Source organism: Streptomyces sp. MH60 (assembly GCF_002939385.1).
Classification (GTDB): domain Bacteria; phylum Actinomycetota; class Actinomycetes; order Streptomycetales; family Streptomycetaceae; genus Streptomyces.
In genome coordinates, this window is record NZ_MULI01000009.1 from 1 (window position 1) to 12,023 (window position 12,023).

The following is a 12,023-nucleotide window of genomic DNA, read 5'->3' on the forward strand; positions in this document are numbered from 1 at the left end:
TCCCTGCTGCACTGGACCCGCCGCATGATCGAGATCCGCAAGCAGAACCCCGCCTTCGGCCTGGGCACCTACACCGAGCTGCCCTCCTCCAACCCGGCGGTCCTCGCCTTCCTGCGGGAGTACGGGGACGACCTGGTGCTGTGCGTCCACAACTTCTCGCGGTTCGCGCAGCCCACGGAGCTGGACCTGAGCGCCTTCGGCGGACGCCATCCGGTCGAGCTGTTCGGCGGGGTCCGTTTCCCGGCCGTCGGTGACCTGCCGTACCTGCTGACCCTGGGCGGTCACGGCTTCTACTGGTTCCGGCTGCGCAAGGACGCCGTCTAGATACCGGCCCCGTCCCCGGGCGAGGCGGTTTCCACCGTTCCGCCCGGGGCACGCATCAGTAACCACCCCGACGATCCCGGGGAAAGGACGCGACGTCATGTCGGAAGCCGTCATACGCACCGATGCGAGCCCTCCGGGCCTCCTTGCGTCACTTGATCCACTGCTGCGGGAGTGGCTGCCGCGGCAGCGCTGGTTCGCCGGCAAGGGGCGCCCGGTCACCGGCTTCTCGCTGGTCGCGGCCACCGAACTGCTCCCGGCCGACTCCCGCCTCGGCCTCCACCACGTGCTGGTCCGCGCCCACCAGCGGCACACGCCGGCCGGTGGCGCGGCCGAGGAGCCCGGCGACTGCTACCAGCTCCTGATCGGCACGCGCCCCGCCGAGGTGCTGCTGGAGGCGCTGCGCACCCGGGCCCGTATCGGCGGGCTGCGCTTCGAGCGCGGGGAGCCGGAGCCGGGCCAGGAGATACGCACCGGCGGGATACGCGGCGGGCTGGTGCCGCGGCTGATGACCGCCGAGCAGTCCAACTCGTCGATCGTGTATGGAGATACGTTCATTCTCAAGCTGCTGCGGCGGATCGTGCCCGGCGTCAATCCCGACCTGGAGCTGCCGCTGGCCCTGGCCCGGGAGGGCTGCCCCCGGGTGCCGGCCCCGGCGGGATGGATGATGGCCGACCTGGCCGACGGGTCCTGGGTGCTGGGCGTGCTCCAGCCCTATCTGCAGGGTGCGACCGACGGCTGGGAGCTGGCGCTGCGCGAGCTGGCCAAGGGCGAGGACTTCGTCGCCGAGGCCCGGGCGCTGGGGCGGGCCACCGCCGAGGTGCACACCGCGCTGGCCCGCGCGCTGCCGACCGTCACCCTCGGCCACACCCAGGCGCGGCGGCTCGCCGACGGCATGATCGAGCGGCTGGAGGAGGCCGTGCAGGCGGTACCCCTGCTGCGGTCGTACGCACCGGCGCTGCGGACGGCGTTCACGGCGCTGGCCGACCTGGCCGCAGAGGGCCGCACCTGGACCGCGCAGCGCGTCCACGGCGACCTGCACCTCGGCCAGTGCCTGCGCTCGCCCGACGGGGAGTGGTCGCTGATCGACTTCGAGGGGGAGCCGGCGAAACCCCTGGCCGAGCGCCGGCTGCCGCAGCCGGCGGTGCGGGACGTCGCCGGGATGCTGCGCTCCTTCGACTACGCCGCGCACTCGGCCGAGGTACGCGTGCCGGGCTGGGCCGAGTCCTGCCGGGCCGCGTACTGCACCGGGTACGCGCAGGCCGGCGGCCGGGACCCGCGCACCGATCCGGTGCTGCTGCGCGCCTACGAGACGGACAAGGCGGTCTACGAGGTCCTGTACGAGGCCCGGCACCGTCCCGACTGGCTCCCGGTGCCCCTGGCGGCGGTGCGCCGCCTGTCCGTGCCCGAGCCCGCATGACGCCCACGCCCGCTCCCACTTCGCCCAGGAGGCCCCGCCCGTGACCCCCCGCCCCTCGTCCAGCGGCCCCGACCCGAAGAAGACGACCGGGAAGAAGACAACCGGGAAGGAGACGGCCGGGAAGGAGACGGCCAAGGCCGCGAAGAAGGCAGTAGCGAAGAAGGCCGTCACCAAGCAGACGGCCACCAAGAAGGCCGTCACCAAGCAGACGGCCGCCAAGAAGACGGCCCCGAAGAAGACCGCGCCCAGGGCGGGATCGGCAGCCACCGTCGCCTCCCCCGAGACCGAGGTCGCCGTCTCCCCCGCGCTGGACGCCGGCGACCGGGAGCGGCTGCTCGCCGGCACGCACCACGATCCGCACTCGGTGCTCGGCGCCCACCGGGTGCCCGGCGGGGTCGCGTTCCGCGCGTTCCGGCCGTACGCCCTGGCGGTGACCGTGCTGTCCGGGGAGCTGCGGGTCGAGCTGCACGACGACGGTGACGGGTTCTTCACCGGTCTCGTGCCGCTGGGCGAGGTCCCGGTCCACCGGTTGCTCGTGACGTACGAGGGGACGGTCCAGGAGGCCGAGGACCCGTACCGCTTCCTGCCCACCCTGGGCGAGCTGGACCTGCACCTGATCGGCGAGGGGCGGCACGAGCAGCTGTGGCGGGCGCTCGGCGCGCACCCGACGACGCGGGACGGGGTGGCGGGCACCCGGTTCGCGGTGTGGGCGCCGAACGCGCGCGGGGTCCGGGTGGCCGGCGGCTTCAACTTCTGGGACGGCACCGGCCACCCGATGCGCTCCCTCGGGTCGACCGGGGTGTGGGAGCTGTTCCTGCCCGGCGTCGGCGCGGGCGAGCTGTACAAGTTCGAGATCACCCGGCCCGACGGCTCCCGCACCTTCCGCGCCGACCCGCTGGCCCGCCGTACGGAGGTGCCGCCCGCCACGTCCTCCGTCGTGCACGCCTCGGACTACACGTGGGGCGACGGGGAGTGGCTGGCCCGCCGCGCGGACGCGCCCGCGCACGAGGCGCCGATGTCGGTGTACGAGGTCCACCTGCCGTCCTGGCGTCCCGGCCTGACCTACCGCGAGCTGGCGGAGCAGCTCCCCGCCTACGTGGCGGACCTCGGCTTCACCCACATCGAGCTGATGCCGGTCGCCGAGCACCCCTTCGGCGGCTCGTGGGGCTACCAGGTCACCGGCTTCTACGCGCCCACGGCCCGGCTCGGCGGCCCCGACGACTTCAAGTACCTGGTCGACCGGCTGCACCGGGCCGGGATCGGTGTGCTGATGGACTGGGTGCCGGCGCACTTCCCGCGCGACGACTGGGCGCTGGCCGAGTTCGACGGGCGCCCGCTGTACGAGCACTCCGACCCGCTGCGGGCGGCGCATCCGGACTGGGGGACGCTGGAGTTCGACTTCGGCCGCCGTGAGGTGCGCAACTTCCTGGTGGCCAACGCCGTGTACTGGTGCGAGGAGTTCCACATCGACGGCCTGCGGGTGGACGCCGTCGCCTCGATGCTGTACCTGGACTACTCGCGCGAGCCGGGCCAGTGGACGCCGAACGAGCACGGCGGCCGGGAGAACCTGGACGCGGTGGCGTTCCTCCAGGAGATGAACGCGACGCTGTACCGGCGGGTGCCCGGCGTCGTGACGGTGGCGGAGGAGTCGACGGCCTGGGACGGGGTCACCCGGGCCACGCACCACCAGGGGCCGAGCGGCTTCGGCGGACTGGGCTTCGGGCTGAAGTGGAACATGGGGTGGATGCACGACTCCCTCGAGTACATGAGCCGCGAGCCGGTGCACCGCAAGTACCACCACGGCGAGCTGACCTTCTCCATGGTGTACGCGTACAGCGAGAACTACGTGCTGCCGATATCGCACGACGAGGTGGTGCACGGCAAGAAGTCGCTGGTGTCGAAGATGCCCGGCGACTGGTGGCAGCAGCGTGCCAACGAACGGGCGTACCTGGGCTACATGTGGGCCCACCCCGGCAAGCAACTGCTGTTCATGGGCCAGGAGTTCGCCCAGGGCGCGGAGTGGTCGGAGGCGCACGGCCCCGACTGGTGGCTGCTGGACCCGGAGTACGGGGCGGCGGCGGACCACCGGGGCGTGCGCGACCTGGTGCGGGACCTGAACACCGTCTACCGGGCCACGCCCGCGCTGTGGCGGCGCGACACCCATCCCTCCGGGTTCGCCTGGGTGGTCGGGGACGCCGCCGAGGACGACGTGCTGGCCTTCCTGCGCCTGGACGCCGACGGCACCCCGCTGCTCGCGGTGTCGAACTTCGCCCCGGTGGTCCGCTCCGGCTACCGCCTCGGCGTTCCCGACGACGTCCCGGCCTGGCACGAGGTGCTCAACACCGACGCCGCCCGGTACGGCGGCGGCGACGTGGTCACCCCGGACCCGGTCAAGCCGGAGGCGCGGGGGTGGCACGGCCGCCCGGCGAGCATCCGCCTGACCCTGCCACCCCTGGCGACGGTATGGCTGCGCCCGGCCTGACCGTCAGCCCGCGTCGCCCGCGTCCACCAGCCCCTTCGGCAGCGGCTCGCTGTGCAGGACGGCGAGGCGCTGGGTGGCGCGGGTGAGGGCGACGTACAGGTCGCTGGTGCCGTAGCGGCCGGGCTCGACGACCAGGACGGAGTCGAACTCCAGGCCCTTGGACTGGCGCGGGTCCAGGAGGACCGTCTTCCGCGTCAGATCCGGCTCGGCGCCCGCCGTCACGCCGTCGAGCCGGGCCGCGAGCACCCGGTGCAGCTCGCGCGGGGCGATGACGGCGAGGCGGCCCTCCTCGGGGGTCAGTTCCCGGGCGGCCTCGGCGACGGCGGCCGGGAGGTCGCCGGTGGCCCGGATCCAGGGGCGTACGCCCGTCGAGCGCACCGAACTCGGCGGCGTGAACTCCGGGTCCTCGGCCCGGACCACGGCCGCCGCCAGGTCCATGATCTCGGCCGGGGTGCGGTAGTTGACGCCCAGGCGGGTGTGTTCCCAGCGGTCCTCGACGTAGGGGGCGAGGATCTTCGACCAGGAACCGACACCGGCCGCCTCCGCGGTCTGCGCCGGGTCGCCGACCAGGGTCATCGAGCGGGTCGGGCAGCGGCGCATCAGCAGCCGCCAGGCCATCGGGGACAGCTCCTGCGCCTCGTCCACGATGATGTGCCCGAAGGCCCAGGTGCGGTCGGCCGCCGCGCGTTCGGCGGCGCTGCGGTGGTCGTCCTCCTCCTGGCGTTCGGCGAACCGCTCGGCGTCGATGATGTCGTGCGCGGACAGGACCTCGGCGTCCTCCTCGTCCTTGTCCTCGAACTCGTAGGTCCGGGACGCGTACGACACGTCCAGCACGCCCTGCGCGTAGGCGATCTGCTCCTCGCGCTCGCGTTCGGCGCGGGAGCGGGCGATCCGGTCGTCCACGCCGAGCAGTTCGGCCGCCTCGTCCAGCAGGGGCACGTCGGCGACGGTCCAGCGCCGGGTGACCGGGCGGCGGACGGCGGCGGCGTCCTCGGCGGGCAGGAGGCCCTCGGGGGCGGCGAGGAAGTCGGCGACCAGGCGCTGCGGGGTGAGCCGGGGCCACAGCTGGTCGATGGCGGACCAGACCTCGGGGTTCTCGGCCAGTTCGTCGCGGATCTGGGTGATGTCGCTGGGGTCGAGGAGGTTGCTGCCGTCGTAGGGGTCGGTGCCGATGCGCTCCGCGACCATGTCGGTCAGGGTGTTGAGGATGTGGCCCTCGAAGTGCTCGCGGGCCGCGTTGTGCGGCAGCTTCGCGGCGCGGGTGCGCTCGCGGGCGACGTTGACCAGGTCGTCGTCGAGCATGAGGACGTCGCGGTCGTGCTCGATCGCGATCACCGGGTCGGGCAGCGCCTGCCGGTCCCGGACCGCCTCGGCGAGCACGTCGGCCATGCCGGCCCGGCCCTTCACGGCCGCCGCCTCGGGGGTGTCCGCGGCGGTGGCCCGCACGCCGGGGAACAGCTCGCCGACGGTGGCGAGGAGCACGCCGGTCTCGCCGAGCGAGGGCAGCACCTCGCCGATGTAGCCGAGGAAGGCCGGGTTGGGGCCGACGATGAGGACAGCGCGCTTGGCGAGCAGTTCGCGGTGCTCGTAGAGGAGGTAGGCGGCGCGGTGCAGGGCGACGGCGGTCTTGCCGGTGCCGGGGCCGCCCTCGACGACCAGGACACCGCGGTGCGGGGCGCGGATGATGCGGTCCTGGTCGGCCTGGATGGTCTGCACGATGTCGCCCATGCGGCCGGTGCGCGCGGAGTTCAGCGCGGCGAGCAGCACGGCGTCGCCGGAGGGGTCCTCGTGGCCGGTTCGGGTCTCGTCGCCGAGGTCGAGGATCTCGTCGTGCAGCGCGGTGACCGTACGGCCCTCGCTGGTGAGGTGCCGGCGGCGGCGCAGCCCCATCGGGGTGTGGCCGGTGGCCAGGTAGAAGGGGCGGGCGACACCGGCCCGCCAGTCGATGAGGACGGGGGTGCGTTCGGCGTCGTCGGCGCGGAGCCCGATGCGGCCGATGTGGTGGGCCTGCCCGGAGGTGAGGTCGATCCGGCCGAAGCAGAGGGAGCCGTCCACCGCGTTGAGCGCGGCGAGCAGCCCGGAGCGCTCGGCGACCAGGATGTCCCGCTCCAGGCGGGCCTGCTGGGGGGTGTTGCCCTGCGCGAGCGCGTCGGTGACGGAGTCCTCGGCGTCGCCGCGCAGCGCGTCCACCCGCGCGTACAGTCCGTCGATGAATTCCTGCTCGTGCAGCAATTCATCGTCCGGAAATTCGGTGTTTGACAATTCCACTCCCGGCCGCATATACTGTGCCTACTGAACTTCTTCGCGACCTCATTTTCCTGAAGTCACGAATCAACGAATATACGCAGAGAAATCCCCCGAGCGCAATTGCTCGGGGGATTTTTTCGTGTGCCGGGCCCGGTCAGAGCACGTCGGCCAGTTCCTCCAGGAGCCGCCGCTTGGGCCGGGAGCCGACCATCGACTTCACCGGCTCGCCTCCGCGGAACACCATGAACGTCGGCATCGACAGCACCTTGTACGCGTTCGTGGTCGCCGGGTTCCGGTCGACGTTCAGCTGCACCACCCTCAGCCGGTCGCCCTCCTCCTCGGCCAGCGCGCCGAGCACCGGCGCCATCTGCCGGCAGGGCGGGCACCAGTCGGCGGTGAACTCCACCAGCACGGGCAGGTCCGACCCGATCACCTCCGTCGCGAAGTCCGCGTCCGTCACCTCGGGCACGCCGCTGGTCCTCATCCGTGTCCTCCCAGTTCGCACTTGGGCTCCGGGCCCCCCGGAGCCGCCGCCTCGGCCCGCGTCAGCTGCGCGGCGACCTGCGCGCGCACCGACGTGAGCTGCTCGATCAGCGTGTCCAGCTCGCCCAGCTTGCGCCGGTAGACCACCAGGGACGCCGGGCAGGAGTCGCCCTCGGGGTGCCCGGCGCGCAGGCACTCCACGAAGGGGCGGGTCTCCTCCAGGTCGAACCCGAAGTCCTGGAGGGTCCTGATCTGCCGCAGCAGCTTCAGGTCGTCCTCGTCGTAGGTGCGGTAGCCGTTGTCGCGCCGCCGCGCGGGCAGCAGGCCCCGCGACTCGTAGTACCGCAGCGTCCGCGTGGTGGTCCCGGCCCGTGCGGCCAGCTCGCCGATTCGCATGCCGACGAACGTAAGCCTTGACCCGGACGTCAAGGCAAGAAGCCCCGCGCCGGGGGGAGGGCGCGGGGCTTCTTCGGGGGGCCGGGCGGCTGAGCAACGGGGGGAGCACCTCAGCCGCCCGGGGTGTGCGGGAGCCGCCCCGGCACGCGGGGGGGCGCCGTACGGCCGTCAGGCCTTCGCCAGCTCCTTCTCGCCGCCCTGCTCGGGCAGGTCCGGCGTGTCCTCGCGGTCGGCGGTGCCGTGGCCGTCGTCGAGCAGCGTCTTCTCGTCGAACGGGGCCCGGCCGGCCAGCACCTCGTTCACCCGGTCCTTGTCGATCTCCTTGGTCCAGGTGCCGATGAGGACGGTGGCGACGGCGTTGCCGCCGAAGTTGGTCAGCGCGCGGGCCTCGCTCATGAAGCGGTCGATGCCGACGATCAGGCCGATGCCGTCCACCAGGGCGGGCTTGTGCGACTGCAGGCCGCCGGCCAGCGTGGCGAGACCGGCGCCGGAGACACCGGCGGCGCCCTTGGAGGCCACCAGCAGGAAGAGCAGCAGCGGGATCTGCTCGCCGATCGACATCGGCGTACCCATGGCGTCCGAGATGAACAGCGAGGCCATGGTCATGTAGATCATGGTGCCGTCGAGGTTGAACGAGTAGCCGGTCGGGACGGTGATGCCGACCACCGGCTTGCTGACGCCCAGGTGCTCCATCTTCGCGATGAGGCGCGGCAGCGCCGACTCCGACGAGGAGGTGGACAGGATCAGCAGGAACTCGCGGCCCAGGTACTTGAAGAGCGAGAAGACGTTGATCCCGGCCACGACGCGCAGCACCGTGCCCAGCACCAGGAAGAGGAAGAGGAAGCAGGTGACGTAGAAGCCGAGCATCAGCACGGCCAGGCTCTTGAGCGCGTCGACGCCCGCCGAGCCGGTGACAGCGGCGATGGCGCCGAAGGCACCGACCGGGGCCGCCCACATGATCATCGCCAGGACGCGGAAGACCAGCCGCTGGATGTGCTCGATGCCGCGCAGAACGGGCTGGCCGGCGTTGCCCATGGCCTGCAGCGCGAAGCCGCAGAGCAGGGCGATCAGCAGGGTCTGCAGGACCTCGCCCGCGGTGAACGCCGAGACGATCGTCGTCGGGATGATGCCCATCAGGAAGTCGACGGTGCCCTTGGCCTCCGCGTCGACCTGTGCCTGGCCGGTCTCCTTGACGGCGTCCGTGAGCGCGAGGCCCGTGCCGGGGTCCAGGATGTTGCCGACGATCAGGCCGATGGCGAGCGCCACCAGCGACATCACGAAGAAGTAGACCAGGGCGATGCCGCCGACCGCGCCGACCTTGGCGGCCTTGCGGACCGAGCCGATGCCCAGCACGATCGTGCAGAAGATGATCGGCGAGATCATCATCTTGATCAGGTTCACGAAGCCGGTGCCGAGCGGCTTCAGCTCGGTGGCGAAGTCCGGGGCGATCAGACCGACGGCGATACCGAGGGCGACCGCGATGATCACGGCGATGTAGAGATAGTGCGTGCGGTCGCGCTTGGCTTTGGGTGCGGCAGGTGCCGTAGCGGCGTTGCTGGTCACGGCTGCCCTCCTTGACGGCGTCGTCGGTACTCACCGGCGTGCGGCTCACGTCCGGGGGTTTGTATCGGGGATGCGGTGACTATCTCCCGGCATGTGAGCGCGGTCACCCTTGCGTTCATTTAGTTCACAATCCAGCCACGAGGGAGACTGGCGGCATGCACCTCCGTGTCCCGAGACCCCGGAGCCTGGCCGGGCAGCTCTTCGCCATGCAGGCCGTACTGATAGCGGTCGTGGTGGTCGGGTACGCGCTGTTCACCTACCTCAGCGACCGGGGGCAGGCGGAGGAGGCGGCCGGGCGCCAGGCCAGGGCGGTGTCGCTGGCGATCGCCGACTCGCCGTCCGTGGCGGAGGCGATCCGCACCCCGGACCCGACCGCGCGCCTCCAGCCGTACGCGGTGCGGGTCATGCGGGACACCGACGTGGACTTCGTGACGATCATGAACCCGCGGGGCATCCGCTGGACCCACCCCGAACCGACCGAAATCGGCCATCCCTTCCAGGGCCACATCGAGCGCGCGCAGCGGGGCGAGACCTTCACCGAGACCTACACGGGCACGCTCGGCCCCTCGGTACGGGCGGTCGCACCGATCACGGACGACGGCCGGATCGTCGGCCTCGTCTCCGCCGGGATCAAGGTCGAGGAGATCAGCAAGCGGGCGCGGGAGCAGCTCACGGCCCTGACGGGGGTGGCGGCCGGGGCGCTGCTGCTCGGCGCGGTCGGTACGTACGTGATCAACGCGCGGCTGCGCCGGCACACGCACGGGATGAACGCGGACGAGCTGAGCCGGATGCACGACTACCATCAGGCGGCGCTGCACGCGGTGCGGGAGGGGCTGCTGATGCTGGACGGGCAGTACCGGGTCGCGCTGATCAACGACGGCGGACGGGAGTTGCTCGGCGTGCGCGGTGACGTGGTCGGCGCCTCGGTCGCGGACCTGGGGCTGCCCTCGCAGCTGACGGGGGCGCTGCTGGCGTCGGAGCCCCGGGTGGACGAGGTGCACCTGGCGGCGGAGCGGGTGCTGGTGGTGAACACCTCGCCGGTCTCCGGCGGTGAGCACCGGGGCACGGTGGTGACGCTGCGGGACGTGACCGAGTTGCAGTCGCTGACGGGCGAGCTGAACTCGGAGCGCGGTTTCACACAGGCGCTGCGGTCCCAGGCGCACGAGGCGGCGAACCGGCTGCACACGGTCGTCTCGCTGATCGAGCTGGGGCGGGCGGAGGAGGCCGTGGAGTTCGCGACGGCCGAGCTGGAGCTGGCGCAGGCCCTCACCGACCAGGTGGTGGCGGCGGTGAGCGAGCCGGTGCTCGCGGCGCTGCTGCTGGGCAAGACGGCGCAGGCCAACGAGCGGGGAGTGGAGCTGGTGGTGTCGCAGGACAGCCGACTGGACGACGGACTGCTGCCGCCGTCGCTGCCCGCCCGGGACCTGGTGACGATCCTGGGCAACCTGGTGGACAACGCGGTGGACGCGGCGCAGGGAGCGGTGCCGTCGCGGGTGACGGTGGCGGCGTACACGGAGGGTCGCGGTGCCGGCGGCTCCGAGCTGGTGCTGCGGGTGTCGGACACCGGCGCCGGGGTCGACCCGGCCCATGCCGACCTGGTCTTCCAGCGGGGCTTCTCGACCAAGCCGGCCGGCGAGGGCGGACGCGGCCTGGGCCTCGCGCTGGTCCGGCAGGCGGTACGGCGGCACGGCGGCAGCCTGACCGTGACGGAGGCGGAGGGCGGCGGCGCCCGCTTCGAGGCCCGGCTGCCGCTGGGCGACGCCGGGGGCCGCGGGGCGACACCGGCCACCACGGCGGGCAGACCGGGTGCCGGGGGTGCCGTATGAGCACCGCCGGGCAGCCCATCCGGGTCCTGGTCGTCGAGGACGACCCGGTCGCCGCGGACGCGCACGTCATGTACGTCGGCCGGGTGCCCGGGTTCGTCGCCGTCGGCAAGGCCCACACGGGCGCGGAGGCGCGGCGGATGCTGGACCGTACGCCGGTGGACCTGCTCCTGCTCGACCTGCACCTGCCGGACGTGCACGGACTCCAGCTGGCCCGTTCGCTGCGGGCGGCGGGGCATCACACCGACGTGATAGCGGTGACGTCGGCGCGGGACCTGACGATGGTGCGCGAGGGGGTGTCGCTGGGCGTCGTCCAGTACGTGCTGAAGCCGTTCACCTTCGCCACCCTGCGCGACCGGCTGGTGCGCTACGCGGAGTTCCGGGGCACGGCCGGAGAGGCCAGCGGGCAGGACGAGGTGGACCGCGCGCTGGCCACCCTGCGCGCCCCCGGCCCGGCGGCCCTGCCCAAGGGCCTGAGCGGCCCGACCCTGGAACGGGTGACCGGCGCGCTGCGCGGCTCGGCCGAGGGCCTCACGGCGGCCGGGGTCGCCGAGGCGGTGGGCATCTCCCGGATCACGGCCCGTCGTTACCTGGAGCACCTGGTGGACGCGGGCCGGGCGGGCCGGAGCCCGCAGTACGGGCAGGTGGGGCGCCCGGAGTTGGTGTACCGGTGGGCACGGCGCCGGTGAGCCGCGCGGCCCCGCGCCGGTGGTGCGGCCCGCGGGGCGCTCACGCCGCCTTCGCGTACCACACGACCTGCGAGGCGAGCCCCGCCACGGCCAGCGCCTCCAGCACCGAGAGGGCGACGAGCAGCCGGGAGGCGTCCCCGTTCGCCCAGAAGACGACCAGCGCCGCCAGGGGTACCGCGCAGAACGCCGTCAGGTCGATCACGGTCTGGATCGTCTTGCGGGACCGGCGCCGGGTGTCGGTCCGGTGGTACGCCTCCCACCCGAAGGTCGCGAAGCCGGGCCCGGGCGCGGCGAGTTCGGCCAGCTTGGGCCCCAGGTCGTCCCGGACGTAGAGCCCGATCGCCGAGATCTTCTCGTCGTTGACGAGGTAGGTCCACCCGAGGACGAGGCACACCGGCGGCAGCGCGAGGAGCATCGAGGGCTGCTCCGCCTGTGCCGTGGCGGCGATGACGGCGGCCACGACGGCGAGCGTCACGTAGAGGAGGTTGTCCCGGAACCCGATCCTCGCCCTCTGCTCGCTCTTCACGCTCTCGTACTCGGCGAGCAGCAACTGCCCCACCGTGACGTCCTGTTCCGGCACGCGATTCCCTTCTCCCGGC

At 72.6% G+C, this 12,023-nt stretch carries 10 protein-coding genes; 5 read left to right on the plus strand and 5 right to left on the minus strand.

The genetic code is table 11. From position 1 onward, the window contains the following. From BZZ08_RS08980 to glgB, 3 genes are all read left to right on the plus strand, one after another. The coding region (locus BZZ08_RS08980; protein WP_198601365.1) for an alpha-glucosidase C-terminal domain-containing protein at positions 1-324 on the plus strand (324 nt) is incomplete at its 5' end. Positions 325-421: 97 nt separating this feature from the next. After that, positions 422-1,741 carry a maltokinase N-terminal cap-like domain-containing protein gene (locus BZZ08_RS08985; RefSeq protein WP_104631639.1) on the plus strand — a complete coding sequence of 440 codons (1,320 nt, stop codon included), beginning with the start codon at positions 422-424 and terminating at the stop codon, positions 1,739-1,741. Between the two features lie 40 nt (positions 1,742-1,781). Continuing rightward, the gene (gene glgB / locus BZZ08_RS08990; protein WP_198601366.1) at positions 1,782-4,223 is read left to right on the plus strand and encodes a 1,4-alpha-glucan branching enzyme; all 2,442 of its coding nucleotides are present in this window, start codon (positions 1,782-1,784) and stop codon (positions 4,221-4,223) included. Positions 4,224-4,226: 3 nt separating this feature from the next. On the opposite strand, the gene BZZ08_RS08995 is transcribed toward glgB, so the two are convergent. The 4 genes from BZZ08_RS08995 to BZZ08_RS09010 form a co-directional block, all read right to left on the minus strand. Further along, on the minus strand, positions 4,227-6,503 hold the full coding sequence (locus BZZ08_RS08995) for a HelD family protein (protein ID WP_104631640.1): 2,277 nt from the start codon (positions 6,501-6,503) through the stop codon (positions 4,227-4,229). 121 nt (positions 6,504-6,624) lie between these two features. Beyond that, on the minus strand, positions 6,625-6,939 hold the full coding sequence (locus tag BZZ08_RS09000; RefSeq protein WP_104631750.1) for a thioredoxin: 315 nt from the start codon (positions 6,937-6,939) through the stop codon (positions 6,625-6,627). 11 nt (positions 6,940-6,950) lie between these two features. Beyond that, the gene (locus BZZ08_RS09005) at positions 6,951-7,349 is read right to left on the minus strand and encodes a MerR family transcriptional regulator (RefSeq protein ID WP_104631641.1); all 399 of its coding nucleotides are present in this window, start codon (positions 7,347-7,349) and stop codon (positions 6,951-6,953) included. A gap of 168 nt (positions 7,350-7,517) precedes the next feature. Next, positions 7,518-8,912 (minus strand): cation:dicarboxylate symporter family transporter, encoded by a 1,395-nt coding sequence (locus BZZ08_RS09010; protein WP_104631642.1) that lies wholly within the window; start codon positions 8,910-8,912, stop codon positions 7,518-7,520. Positions 8,913-9,067: 155 nt separating this feature from the next. On the opposite strand from BZZ08_RS09010, the gene BZZ08_RS09015 reads away from it, so the two are divergent. Then, the gene (locus tag BZZ08_RS09015; RefSeq protein ID WP_104631643.1) at positions 9,068-10,738 is read left to right on the plus strand and encodes a sensor histidine kinase; all 1,671 of its coding nucleotides are present in this window, start codon (positions 9,068-9,070) and stop codon (positions 10,736-10,738) included. Then, positions 10,735-11,424 (plus strand): response regulator, encoded by a 690-nt coding sequence (locus BZZ08_RS09020; protein ID WP_104631644.1) that lies wholly within the window; start codon positions 10,735-10,737, stop codon positions 11,422-11,424. The genes BZZ08_RS09015 and BZZ08_RS09020 overlap by 4 nt, the downstream gene beginning before the upstream one ends. Before the next feature lie 40 nt (positions 11,425-11,464). Here BZZ08_RS09020 and BZZ08_RS09025 read toward each other — a convergent pair whose 3' ends face one another. Then, on the minus strand, positions 11,465-12,004 hold the full coding sequence (locus BZZ08_RS09025; protein ID WP_104631645.1) for a hypothetical protein: 540 nt from the start codon (positions 12,002-12,004) through the stop codon (positions 11,465-11,467). Between the last annotated feature and the right edge of the window lie 19 nt (positions 12,005-12,023).